General features: G+C 63.4%; 16 protein-coding genes and 1 pseudogene. 10 read left to right on the top strand and 7 right to left on the bottom strand.

The features are described from left to right. Positions 1–43 precede the first annotated feature (43 nt). The 5 genes and pseudogenes from CUJ90_RS12240 to CUJ90_RS12220 form a co-directional block, all read right to left on the bottom strand. Complete coding sequence (locus tag CUJ90_RS12240) at positions 44–922, bottom strand: prohibitin family protein (RefSeq protein ID WP_114162867.1); 879 nt, start codon at positions 920–922, stop codon at positions 44–46. Positions 923–1,296: 374 nt separating this feature from the next. Then, complete coding sequence (locus tag CUJ90_RS12235) at positions 1,297–2,130, bottom strand: alpha/beta fold hydrolase (RefSeq protein WP_114162866.1); 834 nt, start codon at positions 2,128–2,130, stop codon at positions 1,297–1,299. 8 nt (positions 2,131–2,138) lie between these two features. Further along, positions 2,139–3,731 carry a benzoate-CoA ligase family protein gene (locus CUJ90_RS12230; protein WP_114162865.1) on the bottom strand — a complete coding sequence of 531 codons (1,593 nt, stop codon included), beginning with the start codon at positions 3,729–3,731 and terminating at the stop codon, positions 2,139–2,141. A 234-nt stretch (positions 3,732–3,965) separates the two neighbouring features. Next, positions 3,966–4,268 (bottom strand): annotated as a pseudogene (locus CUJ90_RS12225) (aldehyde dehydrogenase family protein); the annotation flags it as partial. A gap of 15 nt (positions 4,269–4,283) precedes the next feature. Further along, positions 4,284–4,763 (bottom strand): DUF4863 family protein, encoded by a 480-nt coding sequence (locus CUJ90_RS12220; protein ID WP_114162864.1) that lies wholly within the window; start codon positions 4,761–4,763, stop codon positions 4,284–4,286. Positions 4,764–4,948: 185 nt separating this feature from the next. On the opposite strand from CUJ90_RS12220, the gene CUJ90_RS12215 reads away from it, so the two are divergent. The 4 genes from CUJ90_RS12215 to boxA all read left to right on the top strand — a co-directional run bounded on the left by CUJ90_RS12215 (position 4,949) and on the right by boxA (position 10,564). Then, positions 4,949–5,941, top strand: coding sequence for a helix-turn-helix transcriptional regulator (locus CUJ90_RS12215; protein ID WP_114162862.1), 993 nt, complete (start codon positions 4,949–4,951; stop codon positions 5,939–5,941). A gap of 118 nt (positions 5,942–6,059) precedes the next feature. Then, positions 6,060–7,730, top strand: coding sequence for a 2,3-epoxybenzoyl-CoA dihydrolase (boxC, locus tag CUJ90_RS12210; RefSeq protein WP_114162860.1), 1,671 nt, complete (start codon positions 6,060–6,062; stop codon positions 7,728–7,730). 119 nt (positions 7,731–7,849) lie between these two features. Beyond that, positions 7,850–9,277, top strand: a complete 1,428-nt coding sequence (boxB, locus tag CUJ90_RS12205; RefSeq protein ID WP_114162859.1) for a benzoyl-CoA 2,3-epoxidase subunit BoxB — start codon at positions 7,850–7,852, stop codon at positions 9,275–9,277. 60 nt (positions 9,278–9,337) lie between these two features. Beyond that, positions 9,338–10,564 carry a benzoyl-CoA 2,3-epoxidase subunit BoxA gene (gene boxA, locus CUJ90_RS12200; RefSeq protein WP_073430529.1) on the top strand — a complete coding sequence of 409 codons (1,227 nt, stop codon included), beginning with the start codon at positions 9,338–9,340 and terminating at the stop codon, positions 10,562–10,564. 64 nt (positions 10,565–10,628) lie between these two features. Here the strand turns inward: boxA and CUJ90_RS12195 are convergent, their stop codons facing one another. Both CUJ90_RS12195 and CUJ90_RS12190 read right to left on the bottom strand, forming a co-directional pair. Next, positions 10,629–10,865: a type II toxin-antitoxin system Phd/YefM family antitoxin gene (locus tag CUJ90_RS12195; RefSeq protein WP_083084105.1), complete on the bottom strand. Its 237-nt coding sequence runs from the start codon at positions 10,863–10,865 to the stop codon at positions 10,629–10,631. A gap of 69 nt (positions 10,866–10,934) precedes the next feature. Then, positions 10,935–11,675, bottom strand: a complete 741-nt coding sequence (locus CUJ90_RS12190; RefSeq protein WP_073430528.1) for a TetR/AcrR family transcriptional regulator — start codon at positions 11,673–11,675, stop codon at positions 10,935–10,937. 301 nt (positions 11,676–11,976) lie between these two features. Between CUJ90_RS12190 and CUJ90_RS12185 the strand changes: the two genes are divergently transcribed. The 6 genes from CUJ90_RS12185 to CUJ90_RS12160 all read left to right on the top strand — a co-directional run bounded on the left by CUJ90_RS12185 (position 11,977) and on the right by CUJ90_RS12160 (position 20,384). Continuing rightward, positions 11,977–13,263, top strand: coding sequence for a Zn-dependent hydrolase (locus CUJ90_RS12185; protein ID WP_114162857.1), 1,287 nt, complete (start codon positions 11,977–11,979; stop codon positions 13,261–13,263). 107 nt (positions 13,264–13,370) lie between these two features. Continuing rightward, entirely contained in the window at positions 13,371–14,726 is a 1,356-nt protein-coding gene (locus CUJ90_RS12180) for an NAD(P)-dependent oxidoreductase (protein WP_114162856.1), read from the top strand. 60 nt (positions 14,727–14,786) lie between these two features. Continuing rightward, positions 14,787–16,121 carry an NAD-dependent dihydropyrimidine dehydrogenase subunit PreA gene (gene preA / locus CUJ90_RS12175; RefSeq protein ID WP_073430525.1) on the top strand — a complete coding sequence of 445 codons (1,335 nt, stop codon included), beginning with the start codon at positions 14,787–14,789 and terminating at the stop codon, positions 16,119–16,121. Between the two features lie 110 nt (positions 16,122–16,231). Then, entirely contained in the window at positions 16,232–17,743 is a 1,512-nt protein-coding gene (locus CUJ90_RS12170) for an NCS1 family nucleobase:cation symporter-1 (protein ID WP_114162855.1), read from the top strand. A gap of 59 nt (positions 17,744–17,802) precedes the next feature. Next, on the top strand, positions 17,803–19,254 hold the full coding sequence (gene hydA, locus CUJ90_RS12165; protein WP_114162854.1) for a dihydropyrimidinase: 1,452 nt from the start codon (positions 17,803–17,805) through the stop codon (positions 19,252–19,254). A gap of 347 nt (positions 19,255–19,601) precedes the next feature. After that, a complete protein-coding gene (locus CUJ90_RS12160; protein ID WP_114162853.1) occupies positions 19,602–20,384 on the top strand; it encodes an amino acid ABC transporter substrate-binding protein in 783 nt (260 codons plus the stop codon). Positions 20,385–20,386: the final 2 nt, after the last annotated feature.

Below are 20,386 nucleotides of genomic sequence, written 5' to 3'. Positions count from 1 at the left end.
GCACTACGAAAGGGCAGCGGCAACGGCATGGCAAAAGCGGTGCTTACTTGTCGAGATTCAGGAACGGCAGCGGCGCGCCCGCGCCCAGGTAGGTCGGCAGCTTGCCGTCCCAGCGGTTGATCGCCTGCAGTTGCAGATACTCCTTGCCGCCGTTGGTCTTGACCGCTTGCGCCTGAATCGCGATCGATTCGGCCTCGCCGCGCGCCTTGGCGATCTGCTGATCGGCTTCGAACTTCACGCGCGCGAGTTCGCGCTCCGCCTGCTCGGCGCGCTGGCTCGCGGTGACCTTGGCTTCAATGGCCTGGTCGAACGCCGCGCTGAACTTGAAATTGGTGATGTTGATATCCTGGATCAGGAAGCCATAGCCTTTCAGTTTCGTAATCAGCCCGCTCATGATGTCGGTGGAGACCTGCTGGCGCCTGGTCACCAGTTCTTCCGCGGTGTAGCGCGCCGCAACCGCCTTGAACACCTCGAACATGGCTGGCTGCACATACGAGGCTTCATACTGGAGCGACGGCGCCATGGCATACAGCGCGCGAACCTTGTTCGGATCGACGCGGTAGTTCATCGTCAGATCGGTGTGCACCGACTGCAGATCCTTGGACGCCGCCTGCGCGCCTTCCACCTTGGCGACGTCGAGCCCGATGAAAATTTCGTGCAGGCGCGATACCGGGCTCACCAGGTGCGGGCCTTCGGGCAGCGTTTCCGCCTCGATATGTCCGAAGGTCGTCACCACGCCGATGTGCGATTGCGAAACCTGCACGAAGCTCGAGAACAACGCGCCAACGGCGACGACGAGAACGAAGATGATTACGCCATAGCGCATTTGCGGCTGATGATCCTTGCGCAGCGATTTCGATGCGAATACGGCTGCCGCGCCGATAATGACGGCAAGAAAAAGAATAAAGATGATTTGGCCCATGTCGATGTTCTATCAGGTGAAGTCATACAAACAGAAAATGGCGGGCTGAATTATCCGCATTGCGCAGCCGGCCTTATGAAAATCTGCAACAGCAAACGGGGAAGCGTGTTCCTTTGCATTGAAGCAGTGTGAAATCGTTAAGCAAATTTGTGTTTTTAATGTCGCCGGCGATTAAAGGCGCCGGCGAATGATCGCGAAGTCTACAAGCATATTGAACGCTTGCGCAACGGTATCTTTTAGAGCGGAAAATTGAAACGCGAATGCGCGTGGCGCGGTTTTTAATGTTGCGCCGTTGTCTCGCCGTTGTTTATTTGAACCGCATGAGGAAACCGCGCCGGCATCGCGCAGTTATGTGATGCCCCAACGCCGAAGTTCTACTGGCGCTGTCGAACAATGAACGCGGCAATGGCCTCGTTCAACGCCTGCGGCGCATCGCGATGCGGCGAATGTCCGCAAGCGTCGAGCTTCACGAGCCGCGCATGCGGCACGCGCTGCGCGATCGTCTCGATCTGCGCCATCGTGCCGTAATGGTCGTCGTGACCTTGCACCGCGAGCAGCGGCTCGCGGATCGCAGGCAGTTCCTCGGCAATGGTCCACTGCCTGAAGGCCGGATTCAGCCAGATGTCGTTCCAGCCATAAAACGCCGAATCGACGTCGGTGTGATAGCGGCTGAGTTTGCCGCGCAGGTCGGTGGTTTCGTAAAGCTGCTTGGTCTGCGCGATGCTTTGCACCGAAATGTCTTCGACGAATACGTGCGGCGCGATCGCCACCGCGCCGGCCAATGCCTCGGGGTAGAGCGCTGCATACAGTAGCGCGATCGAGCCGCCGTCGCTATGGCCGACGAGCCACATGCGTTGGCGCTGACGCATGTCGATATTCAGTGCGTCGAGCAAGGCGGGCAGAATGTCGCGCGCCTGGGCGGTCATGAAATCGGCCGGCCATTTCACGTCATGCGCGCGCGGCGTGGAGCGTCCGTAACCGGGCCGTGAATAGACGAGCCCGCGCATGCCGAGTTGCTCGCATAGGGATTGCGGCCAGTCGCGCCACATGGCGAGCGAGCCGAGTCCCTCGTGCAGGAACACGGCGAGCGGCGCGTCGCCCGCAGCCTCGTTCACCCAGCGATATTCGATGCGCAACGGCCCATGCGACGCCGTCGCGGGCAGGTCGGCGAAATCGCTGGCGGCGCTTGCGGCGGCGGGGTTCTGCATGGATCACCTTATGACTGTTCGCGCAGTTTGAAGCGTTGAATCTTGCCGGTGGCGGTCTTCGGCAAATCGTCGAGGAACACGATATCGCGCGGGTACTTATGCGGCGCGAGCCGTCCCTTGACGAAGGCTTTCAGTTCATCCGCGAGTATCTCAGAGGCGGCGAACTCACGCTTCAACACGACGAACGCGCGCGTCTTGACGAGCCCGCCGTGATCCACGCCGACCACCGCCGCTTCCAGCACCGCGTCATGCTGCACGAGCACCATCTCCACTTCGACGGGCGAGACATACTGGCCGCTCACTTTCAGCATGTCGTCGCTGCGCCCCGCGTACACATAGCAGCCGTTCGGCAGACGGCAGTACTTGTCGCCGCTGCGAATCCATTCGCCGAGAAACGTGGCGCGCGACTTCTCGCGATTGCTCCAGTACATCAGCGCCGCGCTCGGCCCCTTGATAAACAGATCGCCGATTTCGCCGTCGGGCACCGGCTGACCCAACTCGTCGCGCAACGCGACCTCATAGCCCGGCACGGGACGGCCCGTGGTGCCGTATTCGACCGCGCCCGCGCGATTCGACAAGAAGATATGCAGCATTTCCGTCGAGCCGATGCCGTCGAGTATCTCGCAGCCGAAGTGCGCGGTGAAGCGCTCGCCGATTTCGCGCGGCAAGGCCTCGCCCGCCGACGCGCACACGCGCATCGCGACATCGGCGCGCGCGGGCAGATTGGGCGAGACCAGCATGCTCGCATAGAGCGTCGGCACGCCGTAAAAAATGGTGGGGCGATGCTGCACGAGACGCTTGAAGATCGCGTCGGCGGTGGGGCGCTCCGCCATCAGCACCGCGGTCGCGCCGACCGACAGCGGGAACGTCAGCGCATTGCCGAGCCCATAGGCGAAGAACAGCTTCGCCGCCGAGAACACCACGTCGTTTTCGACAATGCCGAGGATCGGCTTCGCATACAGTTCGGCGGTCCAGTAGAGATTCGCATGCGTGTGGACGGTGCCCTTCGGCTTGCCGGTCGAGCCGGACGAGTACAGCCAGAACGCGATGTCGTCGCAACCGGTGGCGGCGGATTTGCCTGCCGGCGTCGCGGCGTCGAGCAGATCCTTGAGTAGCGGCGTCGCGAGCATGTTGCCTTCGCGCGGCTGCGAGACGATCAACTGACAGCCGTCGTGCTCGGTGGCTTCCATCGCCTGCGTGACGTTCGCCAGCAGCGCGCCCGATGCGATCACGGCGCGCGCGTGGCTATGCGTGAGCATGTACACGTAATCGGGCGCGGTGAGCAGCGTATTCGCGACCACCGGCACGACGCCCGCGAGGAGCGCGCCGAGAAACGCGATCGGCAATTCGACTGTGTCGAGCATCACCAGCAGCACGCGTTCCTCGGGATGCACGCCGAGCGTGCGCAGTACGCTCGCGAAGCGCCGCGCGCGGTTCTCCAGTTCGCCGTAGGTGGTCGCGCCGGCGTCGTCGATATAAGCGGTTTTGGCGGCGCGCGCCTGGTTCAGTTGAAACAGGTAAGCCGCGAAATTGAACAGCGCGGGCGGCGGCTCGACCGTCACGGCGGGCTGACTCGCAGCCGGTTCCAGCAGGGCTTCCATATGTCTCCTCCAACGGGTGAGGGGCGGTCCGGCTGTTATCTGCTCCTGATCCGCTCGCTGCTTGCTGCTTGCTGCTTGTGTACGTCTCGTGCGCTCCGCGTGCGGCTTGCGCGTGTACTTCCGCGGGTGGCTTCCGCTATGCCGCGGGCAAGTGGGTTGTTCGCCTCAGCGCGTCGATTGCCGCGCTCGATGTCTGAACAGCCGAGCGCCGGTGATAGAAGCCGAACGCGCGGTATCGACCGCCGAATCGTTGCGCGTGGTGCCCGAGTTCGCGGTGGCGATTGCGTAGTAGTCGTCGCGCCTGGCTTGCGGCAGCTTGACGATTTCGGCGAGGCTCGCGGCGCGCTGCGCATAGGTCAACGCGCGCAACGCGGCGCCTGCCTGTTCACGGGCAAAGCCGAAGGCACGCGCCAGGTCGAGACTCTCGCTCGAGACGCGCACCAGCGCCTCGCCTGTTATTGGATCGGTCAGGGTCACGCCTTCACCGCTGCCCGCGACCCATTGGCCACCCACGTAGTTCTTCAAAAGTTCGGTCATGGCTGTCTCGGTGCGTCAGGCGGAAGCGGGGGACGTGGTGAATTCGATCGCGCCTTGCGGCAGCAGATACAGCACCAGCGCCTGACCGTTCGCCACGGTCGGACGATGCGCGCTGCCGGGACCGTACACGCACCAGCCGGCCGGATGACCGTCGAAGGTGGCGCCTTCGGTGAGCGGCATGATCAGGTCGATCTCGCCGTGAGGATGAACGTGATGCGGACCGGCAATGTCCTTCATATCGACTACGTCGACGGAAAAGCCGTGAGTGTCGGGCAGCGCCTTGAAGATGCGCCCGTAGCGAATGCCGCCGCCTTCGCGATTGCACAGCCAGCCTTCGGCCACGCCGGTGCGGCATGCGTCGGCGAGCGCGCGGAACGTTTCGCTATCCGCGGGCCAGGTGGCGTTCAACCACGCGGCGAGTTCGCCGTCGAGCGCTCGGCCGGCGAGTTGCCCGGTCACGCCCGCGATCAGGCGCTGGAATTCATGTGGGGACATGCGAGCCCTCCATATCGACCCGCGCACGCACGTTAGTTCATGCGTGTGGTCGAGCCGTCTCCGTGACGCGGCCGAAATATCTCGACGGCGTTTGTGATTGCATCAATATTTGGCGAAAATTAACCGTTCGCTTGGGTCGTGTCAAGCACTATAGTACATGTATCGCAGTCGTGAGGTAGCAAAACATGAACCAAAATAACACTCCAGCGCCGTCGGACGACGCCGCCAATGACGACGCAAGCCGCGCGGATCGGCCCGACAGCGCGACCGAGCGCGGCGGCGAGCGTGAGGAACGCGATCCCTTTCTCACGGCGATGGGCGAGCGCGTGCGCCTCTTGCGCGCGCGCCGCGGCATGACCCGCAAGACGCTGGCGACCGAAACCGGTTTGTCGGAGCGTCATCTGGCGAATCTGGAATCGGGCGTGGGCAACGCGTCGGTGCTGGTGTTGCGGCAGATCGCGACGACCTTGAACTGTCCGCTCGCGGAGGTGATCGGCGACGAAACCACGGCTTCCGCCGAATGGCTGCTGATCCGCGAACTGCTGCACGGCCGGGATCAGGCGGCTTTGCAGCGCGCTCGCGTGGCGCTCGCCGAGATGTTCGCGCAGGCCCCGCGCGACCCGCATCGCAAGGACCGGATCGCGTTGATCGGGCTGCGCGGCGCCGGCAAATCGACGCTCGGGCGCATGCTCGCGCAGGAGCGCAAGGTGCCGTTCGTCGAGTTGACGCGCGTGATCGAGCAACTTGCCGGCTGCCCGCCCTCGGAGATTCATTCGCTGTACGGCGCGAGCGCTTACCGGCGCTACGAGCACCGCGCGCTCGAGGCGGTGATTCAGGAGCATGAGCGCGCGGTGATCGCGTCGCCGGGCGGCATCGTGTCGGAGTCGGGCACGTTCAATACGCTGCTGTCGCATTGCTTCACCGTGTGGCTGCAAGCCACGCCGGAAGAGCACATGCGCCGCGTGGTCGCGCAAGGCGACCTGCGGCCGATGTCGGGCAACCGCGAAGCGATGGACGACCTGAAGCGCATTCTGGCGGGTCGCGGCGAGCTGTACGGCCGCGCCGACATGAGCTTCGACACCAGCGAGAAAACCTTGGCGGACGCCTATTTGCAGCTACGCGACCGGCTTGCCGCAAGGCTTGCGGCGGAATCGCCGGACGACGCGCGCGCGATTTGACATGCATTGCGGCGCCTAGGGTTTACCAATAAACATGAAGTAAAATGCTTTACATGGGTATGACGATGCACTATGGTTCAAAAAAACAGGTTGCATCGTCCAAGTCAGGAGACGCCCCATGTCCACAGCAGAAACCGCGGTCGCGCCGGTCGACTACCGCACCGATCCCTCGCAGTACAAGCATTGGAAGCTGAGCTTCAACGGTCCGGTCGCGACGCTCGGCATCGATATCGCCGAGGACGGCGGCATTCGCGACGGCTACAAGCTGAAGCTGAACTCATATGACCTCGGCGTCGATATCGAACTGCACGACGCGATACAACGCATCCGCTTCGAGCATCCCGAAGTCAAAACGGTGGTGCTCACCAGCCTGAAAGACCGCGTGTTCTGCTCGGGCGCCAACATCTTCATGCTGGGTTTGTCCTCGCATGCGTGGAAGGTCAACTTCTGCAAGTTCACCAACGAGACGCGCAACGGTCTCGAGGATTCGTCGCGTTACTCGGGCTTGAAGTTTCTCGCGGCGGTGAACGGCGCATGCGCCGGCGGCGGTTACGAACTCGCGCTGGCTTGCGACGAAATCTATCTGGTGGATGACCGCTCGTCATCGGTGTCGCTGCCGGAAGTGCCGTTGCTCGGCGTGTTGCCGGGCACCGGGGGCCTGACGCGCGTGACCGACAAACGCAAGGTGCGCCACGATCGCGCGGATATCTTCTGCACGGTGGTGGAAGGCATTCGCGGCGAGCGCGCGAAAGCCTGGCGTCTCGTGGATGAAGTCGTGAAGCCGAATCAGTTCGATCAGGCCATCCAGGCGCGCGCGCTTGAACTCGCGGCAAAAAGCGATCGTCCCGCGGATGCGCCGGGCGTGATGCTCACGCGCGTCGAACGCACCGACCGCGAAGACGGCCTGACGTACCAGACGCTCGACGTCACGATCGAGCGCGCCAGGCGCATCGCGACGTTCACGGCGAAAGCGCCGCCAGCCGAGCAACCCACGCAGATCGACGCCATCGTTGCAGCCGGCGCGCACTGGTGGCCGCTGCAATTCGCGCGCGAGCTCGACGACGCGATTCTCTCGATGCGTACCAATGAGCTCGAAGTCGGCACCTGGGTGTTCAAAACCGAGGGCGACGCGCGCAACCTGCTCGCCACGGACGCCACGCTGATGCAGCACCGCGATCACTGGTTCGTGCGCGAAACGATCGGCCTGCTGCGCCGCACGCTCGCGCGCATCGACGTCTCGTCGCGCTCGCTGTTCGCGCTGATCGAACCGGGCTCGTGCTTTGCCGGCACCTTCGCGGAACTCGCGTTCGCCGCCGACCGCGCGTATATGGCCGCGCTGCCGAGCAATGAGGACGAGGAGCCGGCCATCACGCTTTCGGAGGTCAACTTCGGGCTTTATCCGATGGTGACGCATCAGTCGCGGCTTGCTCGCCGGTTCTATGAAGAAGCCGAACCGCTCGACGCCGTGCGCTCGAAAATCGGCCAGCCGATCAAACCGGTCGACGCCGAGCGCCTCGGACTCGTCACCGCCTCTCCCGACGATATCGACTGGGCCGACGAAATCCGCATCGCGCTCGAAGAACGCGCGGCGATGTCGCCGGACGCGCTCACCGGCCTCGAAGCGAATCTGCGCTTCAACGGGCCTGAAACGATGGAGACGCGCATCTTCGGCCGTCTCACCGCATGGCAGAACTGGATCTTCAACCGGCCGAACGCAGTGGGCGAGAAAGGCGCGCTCAAGGTGTACGGCAAGGGCAGCAAGGCGCAGTTCGATGCTTCGCGCGTGTGATGCGTGTGTGATGCGCGTGTGAATGCGCGCGCCTGACAAGCATCCACGCCATTAACGCGATTTAACGCAACGCGGCCCGCCGGATACGCGCGGCACTGCATCCGCTCAAGGAACCGACCATGTCGACGATCAACTACAGCGAAAAGATTCCGAACAACGTCAACCTCGCCGACGACCGCACGCTGCAACGCGCGCTCGAACAATGGCAGCCGAACTTTCTGTCGTGGTGGGGCGATATGGGCCCGGAAGGCTCGCAGGGTTACGACGTGTATCTGCGCACGGCGGTGAGCGTGGATGCGGGCGGCTGGGCGCATTTCGATCACGTGAAAATGCCGGACTACCGTTGGGGCATTTTTCTGACACCCGGCGAGCAGGACCGCAAGATCCACTTCGGCGAGCACAAGGGAGAAGCGGCGTGGCAGGACGTGCCCGGCGAGCATCGCGCGAATCTGCGCCGCATCATCGTGACGCAGGGCGATACGGAGCCGGCTTCGGTCGAGCAGCAGCGTCATCTCGGCTTGACGGCGCCTTCCCTGTACGACTTGCGCAATCTGTTCCAGGTGAACGTGGAGGAAGGCCGCCATTTGTGGGCGATGGTGTATCTGCTGCATCGTTATTTCGGCCGTGACGGCCGCGAGGAAGCCGAGGCATTGCTCGGCCGCCGCTCGGGCGACGACGACAATCCGCGCATTCTCGGCGCATTCAATGAGAAAACGCCGGACTGGCTCGCGTTCTACATGTTCACGTATTTCACCGATCGCGACGGCAAGTTCCAGTTGTCCGCGCTCGCCGAGTCGGGTTTCGATCCGCTCGCGCGCACCACCAGGTTCATGCTGACCGAGGAAGCGCATCACATGTTCGTCGGCGAATCGGGTGTGTCGCGCGTGATCCAGCGCACCGCGCAAGTGATGAACGAACTGGGCACCGACGACGTCACGAAACTTCGCGCGGCCGGCGTGATCGATCTGCCGACTATCCAGCGCTATCTGAACTTCCATTACTCGGTGACGATCGACCTGTTCGGCGCCGATCATTCATCGAATGCGGCTACGTTCTATAGCTCGGGTTTGAAGGGACGCTATGAAGAGAACAAGCGCGACGACGATCATCAGTTGAGCGGGCAGCGCTACAAGCTGCTCGACGTGCAGGACGGCAAGCTGGTCGAGCGCGAAGTGCCGATGCTCAACGCCATGAACGAAGTGCTGCGCGACGATTACATCAAGGACTCGATGGCGGGCGTGGGGCGCTGGAACAAGGTGCTCGACAAGGCCGGCATCGATTTCCGCATGACGGTGCCGCATAAGGCGTTCAATCGCCAGATCGGCACGTTTGCCGGCACGCGCGTGTCGCCCGATGGCCGCGTGGTGAGCGAAACCGAATGGGCCGCGAACGAAGCGAAGTGGCTCGCCACGCCGGAAGACCGCGCGTATGTCGCGTCGCTGATGGGGTGCGTCACGGAACCCGGCAAGTTCGCGAACTGGATTGCGCCGCCGGCGATGGGCGTCAATCGCCAGCCGGTCGATTTCGAATACGTGCGCTTTAACTGAACGCACGAGAAGCCGGGATGCGCGTGGCACGCATGCGCCGCAATAGAGGTGGAGGTAGTGATGAACGGCCCAGTGTCGATCGAGGTTCTCAGGCAGCATCTGATCGATCCGGAAATCTGCATTCGCTGCAACACGTGCGAAGAGACTTGCCCGGTCGATGCGATCACGCACGATGACAACAACTATGTCGTGAAGGCCGATGTGTGCAATGGCTGCATGGCATGCGTGCCGCCGTGTCCGACCGGCGCGATCGATAACTGGCGCACGGTATCGAAGGCCGATGCCTATCCGGTCGACGAGCAGTTCACGTGGGACGTCTTGCCGGAACAGAACACGATGGCGGTTCCCGCCGCCGATGAAGCGCCGGGAGACCCGGCGGCGGACGCGAGCGGCGTCGAAGTGGACACCGTGCGCGGCTCGGTGGTGCCGCCGTGGTCGGCGGCGAAGCCTTACGTGAATCTCTACACGCACAAGGCGCCGACCACCGCGACGGTGGTCGGCAACTACCGGCTCACGGACGCTTCGACCGATAGCGACATTCATCACATCGTGCTCGATTTCGGTTCGATGCCGTTTCCGGTGTTGGAAGGCCAATCGATCGGCATTCTGCCGCCGGGCGCGAGCGCCGATGGCCGGACGCATCACGCGCGCCAGTATTCGATCGCGAGTCCGCGCGACGGCGAACGGCCCGGCTATAACAACGTGTCGCTGACGGTAAAACGTGTGTCGCAACAGCACGGCGATGCGATCGACGGCGTGTGCTCGAACTATCTGTGCGATCTGAAGAAGGGCGACGTGGTCAACGTGATCGGCCCGTTCGGCGGCACGTTCCTGATGCCGAACCATCCGAACTCGCATCTGCTGATGATTTGCACGGGCACCGGTTCGGCGCCGATGCGCGCGATGACCGAGTATCGGCGGCGTCGTCGGCTGAAAGGCGCGACCGGCAAGCTGATGCTGTTCTTCGGCGCGCGCACGAAAGAAGAGTTGCCGTATTTTGGGCCGCTCACGAATCTGCCGAAGGATTTCATCGATACGAATCTGGCGTTTTCACGCACGCCGGGGCAGGCGAAGCGCTACGTGCAGGACGCGATGCGCGAGCGCGCGGTCGATGTCGCGCAGCTGCTCAAGGACGACAACACGCATATCTACGTGTGCGGGTTGAAGGGCATGGAAGAGGGCGTGCTGCAGGCGCTCAGGGAAATCGGCGAGCAGCATCGGATGGATTGGGACGCGCTGTGGGCGAAGTTGAAGCGGGAGGGGCGGTTGCATCTGGAGACGTATTGAGCGGCTTACGTTTCCACGCGAAGCGGCTCGCGCGCTTGCGAGCCCTGCGTTTTTTACCAGATGGTCACTGTGCGGTCTCCCAGTCGTCTTCTTCGATAGGCGAAGCTGACTCGTCATAACGCACAACTGAGCCGCGCAGCACTTCGAGCGGACTGCGCTCTGCACCGTGGTAGGGCCGTACTTCCAGCGCTGGTTTGCCGTGATCCGTGACGATCATGCTTTCGCCGGAAGATTCGATTTGCCGAAAAAATTCCAGCGCCTTGGCTTTGAACTCGGACTTGGATACCCGCTTGTCTTGCATGACTTTTTCCATAGCCATCTGCCCGAAGGCATCATCCTAAATGAAATTCGGCGATTTCCACTACCTGTTCTAACGCGAGCCTCCAGCCTGCCCAGGTGACACCGCCCCGCACGCCCGAATCACCAACTGCACCACTTCTTCCGTCGTCGCCTCGAACGCTTTTTGCGTCAGCGCGCGCTTGCCCCTGAGCGCGCGAATCTGCGCGTCGAAGTCGGCGTAATGCTGCGTGGTCGCCCAGATCATGTACATCAGCGTTTGCGCATTCACCGGCGCGAGCAGGCCGCGCGCGATCCAGTCGTCGATCACTTTCACACGGCTGTCGAGCCACGGCTTCACGCGTTGCGTGAGTATGTCGTCCATGTGTTCGGCGCCGTGAATGATCTCGCTCGCCCACACCTTCGAGCCGAGCGGCCGGCGCCGCGACAGTTCCATTTTCGCGCGTACATAGCCGCCGATCGCCTCGACCGGATCGTCGCTGCATTCGAACGTATCCGCCGCGCGATACCAATCCTCGAACAGATCTTCCAGCACGCGCCGGTACAACGCGAGCTTGGTCGGGAAGTAGTAATGCAAGTTGGCTTTTGGTAAACCCGCACGTTCGGCGATCATCGCGGTGCTGGCGCCCTCCAGCCCGCGCTCGGCGAAAACCGCCTCGGCGCACGCCAGAAGATGCGCTTCATTCGACTCGCGAATGTGCGCCTTGCGCCGCCGCAAAGGTGCGCGCGTTTCTTCGTTTTCGGTGATGTCGGCAGCCACGTGGTCGTCTCTCATGTTCACCCGCAGCGGCATGTGTGCCGCGTCGCGCTTCATTCTAGTCGTTTGGCGGCGCGTGGACATGCGGATTCGCCACGCGCATCGAGCGCGTGCTGCGATGCAATGGCACGCTTCTCGCTCTGTTTGTCACCGCACGAAAGGCATTGATTTGGCGGTCTTAATCGTCTACAACCTGTCCAACTGGACAGGATTGAGAGAGCGGGCGATGGCCAGGGTTTGCCCTTTCCCTAAGGGGCGAGCGAAGCGATCGAATGTGCACCGCCGCCGTGCGGCCACGCCCCGGAATTCGCCGTCAATGCACCAGTTTCATGTCGGTTCACCGAAAGGAGCGAGACGAATGAACGCGGTATCCGAAGCGCTGAAGAAGGCCCACCCAGAACCTGCTACGTCGATCAAGGTCGACGGCCAGCGGCTGTGGGACAGCCTGATGACGATGGCGAAGATCGGCGCGACGCCCAAGGGCGGCGTTTGTCGTCTCGCGCTCACCGACCTCGACAAGCAGGGGCGCGATCTGATCGTCGGCTGGGCGAAGGAAGCGGGCTGCACGGTCAGTGTCGATCAGATGGGCAATGTGTTCATGCGCCGCGCCGGGCGCAACCCGGATGCGCTGCCGGTGATGACCGGCTCGCACGCGGACTCGCAGCCGACCGGCGGCCGCTTCGACGGCATCTATGGCGTGCTCGGCGGTCTCGAAGTGATTCGCAGCCTGAACGATCACGGCATCGAAACCGAGCACCCCGTCGAAGTAGTGATCTGGACCAACGAGGAAGGCTCGCGCTTCGCGCCGGCGATGGTCGCGTCGGGCGTGTTCGCCGGCGTGTTCACGTTGGAGTATGGTCTCTCGCGCAAGGACGTGGACGGCAAGACCATCGGCGAGGAACTGCAACGTATCGGCTATGCGGGCGATGTTCCGTGCGGCGGGCGCGCGTTGCATGCGGCTTTTGAACTGCATATCGAACAGGGGCCGATTCTCGAAGCCGAGCAGAAAACCATCGGCGTGGTGACGGACGCGCAAGGTCAGCGCTGGTACGAGATCACGTTGACGGGACAGGAGGCGCATGCGGGTCCGACGCCGATGCCGCGCCGTCGTGACGCATTGCTCGGCGCCGCGCGCGTGGTCGATCTGGTCAATCGCATCGGACTCGATAACGCGCCGTTCGGCTGCGCGACGGTCGGCATGATGCAAGTCCATCCGAACTCGCGCAACGTGATTCCCGGCCGCGTGTTTTTTACCGTCGACTTTCGTCATCCCGACGATGCGGTGCTCGCGAAGATGGATGCCGCGCTGCGTGAAGGCGTGGCGAAGATCGCGAGCGGCATCGGTCTCGAAACCGAACTGGAACAGATCTTTTACTACGCGCCGGTCGCGTTCGACGAAGCCTGCGTGAAATCCGTGCGCGCCGCGGCCGAACGTTTCGGCTATCCGCATCGCAACATGGTGTCCGGCGCGGGGCACGACGCCTGTTATCTATCGCAAGTCGCGCCCACTTCGATGGTGTTCGTGCCTTGCGTCGACGGGATCAGCCATAACGAAATCGAGGACGCCACCTTCGAATGGATCGAGGCGGGTGCCAACGTGTTGTTGCACGCGATGCTCGGACGGGCGTGCGAGCCGGTTTCATAACGCTTTTTGCGGCTTCACCGTAGTGCCCATGAAACACGCCGTCCCGGCTTCGCCTGAAACGCAGCCGGCAGGTACGGCTACGTCCTCACAACGAAGAAGGAACGTGTATGGCCATCAAGCAAACCGGCGATATTGCCGCCCAGCGCCTGTCGCCCGAGCAGTTGGCGTGCGAGTTCTCCGACATCGCACCCTTGCTCGACGCAAGCGCCGCAGCCGCGGCGGCGAGCCGCTGCCACTACTGCTACGACGCGCCATGCGTGAATGCGTGCCCGACGCGGATCGACATTCCCAGCTTCATCCGCAAGATCGGCAACGGCAATCTGAAGGGGGCGGCTGTCGATATCCTGTCGGCCAATCCGATGGGCGGCATGTGCGCGCGCGTCTGCCCGACCGAGATTCTTTGCGAGGGCGCTTGCGTGCGTAACCACCAGGACGCGAAGCCGGTGGCGATCGGCGCGCTGCAACGCCATGCGACCGATTGGGCGATGGCGCGCGGCGAGGTGCTGTTCAAGCGCGCGGCGGAAACAGGGCGGCACATCGCGGTGGTCGGCGCGGGGCCGGCGGGGCTCGCATGCGCGCATCGGCTCGCGCTCGCGGGGCATCGCGTCACTCTCTTCGACGCCCGCGCGAAAGCGGGCGGCCTCAACGAATACGGCATTGCCGCTTATAAAACCGTCGACGATTTCGCGCAGCGGGAAGTGGCGTGGCTGTGTTCGGTCGGCGGCATCGAGATCGAATACGGCGTGGCGCTCGGGCGTGACGTCACGCTCGACATGCTGCGCAAGAACCATGACGCCGTGTTTCTCGCGATCGGCCTGACCGGCGTGCGCGCGCTGGCGATGGAAGGCGAAGACCTGAGCGGCGTGATGAACGCGGTGGATTTCATCGAACAGGTGCGCGGCGCGAGCGACCTCGGCACGGTGCCGGTAGGCCGCCGCGTGGTCGTGATCGGCGGCGGCAATACGGCGGTGGACGCCGCCGTGCAGAGCCGCAAGCTCGGCGCGACCGCCGTGACGATGGCGTACCGGCGCGGCGTGCAAGCGATGAGCGCGACGTGGGCCGAGCGCGAGTTCGCGCAGACCAACGGCGTCACGCTCGTCACGCATGCGAGGCCGGTGCGGTTGATCGGCGAGGGCGGCGTCGTCACCGGTGTCGAATTCGAACGGACAGCGGACGAAGGCAATCAGGCGCAGGAGCGCTTCGTGGTCGAGGCCGACATGGTGCTCAAGGCGATCGGTCAAACGCTGGTTGCCGTGGGTATCGAACGGGAATTGCTGACGCTCGACGGCAGCCGCATCGCCGTCGATGCGAACGGGCAGACTTCGCTTGCAGGCGTCTGGGCGGGCGGCGATTGCGCGGCGACCGGCGGCGTGGATCTCACGGTGCAGGCGGTGCAGGACGGCAAGCTCGCCGCCGCGGCGATCGATGCGCAGTTCGCCCGCATGGCGATCAAGGCCGCCTAGCGGCGGCCGCGAAGCCACGCATCACACCAGACAAAAACAGCAGTCCCCAAGGAGCCGAACATGGCCGATCTGCGCTGTACGATTGCCGGCATCACCTCGCCGAATCCTTTCTGGCTCGCTTCCGCGCCGCCGACCGACAAAGCCTATAACGTGAACCGCGCGTTCGAAGCGGGCTGGGGCGGCGTGGTGTGGAAGACGCTCGGCCTCGACCCGCACGTCGTGAACGTCAGCTCGCGCTACGGCGCGGTGCAATGGAACGGCCAGCGCATCGCGGGCCTGAACAACATCGAACTGATCACGGACCGTCCGCTCGACGTCAATCTGCGCGAGATCGCGCAAGTCAAGCGCGACTGGCCCGAGCGCGCGATGATCGTCTCGCTGATGGTGCCGTGCAACGAACGCGACTGGAAATGGATCCTACCGCTCGTCGAGGACACCGGCGCCGACGCGGTGGAATTGAATTTCGGTTGTCCGCATGGCATGAGCGAACGCGGCATGGGCGCGGCGGTGGGCCAGGTGCCCGAGTACATCGAGATGGTCACGCGCTGGGTCAAGGAAGGCACGAAGCTGCCGTGCCTCGTGAAGCTCACGCCGAATATCAGCGATATACGGCTCGGTTCGCGCGCGGCGTATCAAGGCGGCGCCGACGGCGTTTCGCTGATCAATACGATCAACTCGATCGTCGCGGTCGATCTGGACGCGATGTCGCCGTTGCCGATGGTCGATGGCAAAGGCACGCACGGCGGCTACTGCGGCCCGGCGGTGAAGCCGATCGCACTGAACATGGTCGCGGAAATCGCCCGCGACGTGGAAACGCCGAATTTGCCGATCTCCGGCATCGGCGGCATTTCGACGTGGCGCGACGCCGCCGAATTCATCGTGCTGGGCGCGGGAAGCGTGCAGGTCTGCACGGCGGCGATGCACTACGGGTTTCGCATCGTCTCCGATCTGGCCGACGGCCTTTCGAACTGGATGGACGAAAAAGGCTACGCGACGCTCGACGAGATTCGCGGCCGCGCGGTGCCGAACGTCACCGACTGGAAATACCTGAACCTCAAATACGACATCAAGGCGCGCATCGATCAGGACAAATGCATTCAGTGCGGGCTGTGCCATATCGCCTGCGAGGACACCGCGCACCAGGCGATCATGAAAGAAAAAGATGGCGTCCGGCATTTTGAAGTGATGGACTCCGAGTGCGTCGGCTGCAATCTGTGCATGCACGTATGCCCGGTGGAGCAGTGCATCACGATGGAACGCGTGGACAACGGCGAGTACGCGAACTGGACCACGCATCCGAACAATCCCACGAGGGCGACGGCGCAAGAGAGCGACACATCGAGCGCGGCTGAAACCGCCGAACACGCGCAGGCTCATGCGGCCAAGGCGGCTTGAAACACGCAGTCCCCATCGAGGAAGCGCCTGTACTGAACCTGAGTGTCCCCAAAGACCCGACGCGCCACGAGAAGCCGCGCGGGCCCCAACGATCCAGTGGAGATCTTTCGATGAAGCAGACAGCGCATCCCGTCGATCCGCAGTTCGCGGCCGGCGCGCAGGGCAGCAGTCTTTACAACGACGACCTGGCGCCCACCGGCGTCGCGCAACGCACGTGGAGGTGGTATCACTTCGCCGCGCTGTGGGTCGGCATGGTGATGAACATCGCGTCGTACATGCTCGCCGCCGGCCTGACGGAAGAGGGCATGTCGCCCTGGCAGGCGGTGTTGACCGTGCTGCTCGGCAATCTGATCGTGCTGGTGCCGATGCTGCTGATCGGTCACGCGGGCGCGAAGCACGGCATTCCGTACGCGGTGCTGGTGCGCTCGTCGTTCGGCACGCAGGGCGCGAAATTGCCGGCGATGCTGCGGGCGATCGTCGCGTGCGGCTGGTATGGGATTCAGACCTGGCTCGGCGGCAGCGCGATCTATACGCTGCTGAACATTCTCACCGGCAACGCGCTGCACGGCGCGGCATTGCCGTTTCTCGACATCTCGGCGGCGCAACTCGCGTGCTTTCTGGTGTTCTGGGCGCTGCAAATCTACTTCATCGTGCATGGCACCGATTCGATCCGCTGGCTCGAAAGCTGGTCCGCGCCGATCAAGATCGTGATGTGCATCGCGCTCGTGTGGTGGGCGACCTCGAAGGCGGGCGGGCTCGGTTCGATGTTGTCCGCGCCGTCGCAGTTCGTGCCGGGCGGCAAGAAAGAGGGCTTGTTCTGGGCGACGTTCTGGCCGGGCCTGACTGCGATGGTGGGCTTCTGGGCCACGCTCGCACTGAATATTCCCGACTTCACGCGCTTCGCCAAAACGCAGCGCGACCAGATCATCGGCCAGTCGATCGGCTTGCCCGTGCCGATGGCCTTGCTCTCCGTGATTTCGGTGGTGGTGACGTCGGCGACCGTGGTGATCTACGGCAAGGCGATCTGGGATCCGATCGATCTGACGAGCCGCATGACCGGCATCGGCGTCGGCCTCGCGCTGATCATCCTGACGCTCGACACGATGTGCTGCAATCTGGCGGCGAATCTCGTCGGTCCGGCTTATGATTTTTCGAGCCTGTGGCCCAAGGGTATTTCGTATCGCGTCGGCGGCATGATTACCGCGACCATCGCGATCGTGATGATGCCGTGGAAGATTCTCGCCACCACCCAAGGCTATATCTTCACGTGGCTGGTCGGCTATTCGGCGTTGCTCGGTCCGGTGGCGGGCATTCTGATGGTCGACTACTCCCTGATTCGCGGCACGCGGCTGGACCCGCGAGAATTGTTCGACGAGCATGGCGAATACAGTTATACGGGCGGCTGGAATATCGGTGCGGTGGTCGCATTGGTCATCGGCGTGCTGCCGAATTTGCCGGGCTTCCTGCACACCGCGTTTCCCGCGGCGTTTCCGAACGTGCCGGCGATCTTCAATACGCTCTACACGTATGCATGGTTTGTGGGACTCGCGCTCGCGTCGATCGTGTACAGCGCGTGGATGAAGCTGAGCAAGGGAACCAGCGCGCGCGTGGCGAGCGCATGAACAGCCGCGCGCTCGAACGAAGTACGCGGCATGAAAACCAGCAATGAGGAGGCGGCAACATGACGACCCTGATTCGCGGCGGGACCATCATCGACGCGCAGAACACGTATCGCGCGGACGTGTTGTGCGCGGACCCGCAGGACGGCGGCACGATCCTGCAAATCGGCGCGGACCTGGAGGCGCCGGCGGGCGCGACGATCGTCGATGCCGGCGGGCAATACGTGATGCCCGGCGGCATCGATCCGCACACGCATATGGAACTGCCGTTCATGGGCACGACGGCAAGCGACGATTTCTACACCGGCACGGCCGCGGGTTTGTCGGGCGGCACGACGAGCATCATCGACTTCGTGATTCCGAGCCCGAAGCAACCGTTGATGGATGCGTTCAACGCGTGGCGCGGCTGGGCCGAAAAAGCCTCGGCCGACTACGGATTTCACGTCGCGGTGACGTGGTGGGACGAGTCGGTGTATCGCGACATGGGCACGCTGGTGCATGACCATGGCGTGTCGAGCTTCAAGCATTTCATGGCCTACAAGAACGCGATCATGGCCGACGACGAAGTGCTGGTGAACAGCTTCTCGCGTTCGCTCGAACTCGGCGCGCTGCCTACCGTGCATGCGGAAAACGGTGAACTGGTGTTTCAGTTGCAGCGTCAGTTGCTGGCGAAAGGCTTGACGGGACCGGAGGCGCATCCCTTGTCGCGGCCGCCCGAGGTGGAGGGCGAGGCGGCCAATCGCGCGATCCGCATCGCGCAGGTGCTGGGCGTGCCGGTGTATATCGTGCACGTGTCCGCGAAAGACGCGGTCGATGCGATTGCCCGCGCGCGCAGCGAGGGCCTGCGCGTGTTCGGCGAAGTGCTGCCGGGCCACCTGGTGATCGACGAGGCCGTGTATCGCGATCCGGACTGGACCCGCGCCGCCGCGCACGTGATGAGCCCGCCGTTCCGCTCGGCCGAGCATCGCGAGGCATTGTGGCGCGGTCTGCAAGCCGGCCAGTTGCATACCACGGCGACCGATCACTGCGTGTTCTGCGCGTCGCAGAAGGCCATGGGCCGCGAGGACTTCACGAAGATCCCGAACGGTTGCGGCGGCGTGGAGGATCGCATGGCCGTGCTGTGGCATCACGGTGTGAATTCAGGACGTCTCACGCCGAATGAATTCGTGCGCATCACGTCGACGAACGCCGCGCAGATTTTCAACCTGTATCCGCGCAAGGGCGCCGTGCAGGTCGGCGCGGACGCCGACCTCGTGGTGTGGGACCCGAATGCGAGCAAGACGATCTCGGTCAAGACGCATCATCAGAACGTCGACTTCAACGTATTCGAAGGCATGACGGTGCAGGGCGTGGCGATGCATACGCTCACGCGCGGCGCGCTCGCGTGGACCGACGGCGAACTGCGCGCGGTGCGCGGCGCGGGGCGCTACCTGAAGCGCCCGCCGAACCCGGCGTATTTCGAGGCGATTCGCGTGGCCAACAAGTTGAAGGAACCTCATCGCGTGGAGCGCTAGATTCTCGCCCATCGCACGACGGGCGGCCTTCGGCGCCGCCCGTTTCTCAATGCCGCGCGTTCGCCGCGGCAGCACCTCGCCCGCGTTTTCCCCGATGGCGCGCGGCATGCGTTCCATGTTGCGATGCATGCCGCGTCCGCTCTATCTGCTGTAGAGTGGAATTCCATGTCGCACCGGAGGCCGCCGCTGTCCGCTTAGCACGCGTGCGCATATTGATCGCAAACCTGATCCTTTGTAAAAAGGCGGACCGTTTGCTACAGTCCGCCCACTCCGCCCGGCGCGACCCAGGCGGGGATCTGTCGAACAAGACCATGCAACCGACGTAGCAAACTTTACGGAGCCACCTGATGAAGTCGATTCGTTCCATCCTGCTGATCGCGCTGTTTCAAGCGGTGGCCGTGAGCTCCGCGTTCGCCGCCGATGAACTCGCGCGAATCAAATCCGCCGGCGTGTTCAAGATCGGCACTGAAGGCACCTATGCGCCGTTCACGTATCACGACGAATGGGGCAACCTGACCGGCTTCGACGTGGAGATCGGCACGGCGATCGCGCAGCGCCTCGGCGTCAAGCCGCAATTCGTCGAAGGCAAATGGGACGGCCTGATCGCCGGCCTCGATGTGAACCGCTACGACGCCGTGATCAACGAAGTGGCCGTCACCGAGGCGCGCAAGGCCAAATACGATTTCTCCGACCCGTACATCACGTCGCACGCGGCGCTGATCGTGCGTTCGGACAACAGCGCGATCAAGAATTTCGACGACCTGAAGGGCAAGAAATCCGCCAACACGCTGACCAGCAACTTCGGCAAGATCGCGGCGGCGCATGGCGCGGAAGTGATTCCCGTGCAGGGCTTCAACGAATCGATCGACCTGCTGACCTCGGGCCGCGTGGATGCGACCGTCAACGATTCGCTGTCGTTCCTCGACTTCAAGAAGCACAAGCCGGATGCGAAGGTGAAGATCGCCGCGCTCGATACCTCGCCGGATAGCAGCGACAAATCCGCGGTGCTGATCCGCAAGGGCAATCCGGAGTTGCAGGCGGCGATCAACAAGGCGCTCGCCGAGATCAAGAAAGACGGCACCTACGCGAAACTCTCGCAGAAGTATTTCGGCAAGGACGTCTCCCAATAAAC

Source organism: Paraburkholderia terricola, assembly GCF_003330825.1.
Classification (GTDB): Bacteria; Pseudomonadota; Gammaproteobacteria; order Burkholderiales; family Burkholderiaceae; genus Paraburkholderia; species Paraburkholderia terricola.
Note: the sequence above shows the minus strand (reverse complement) of the source record. Positions and strands in the feature narration are given on the sequence as shown.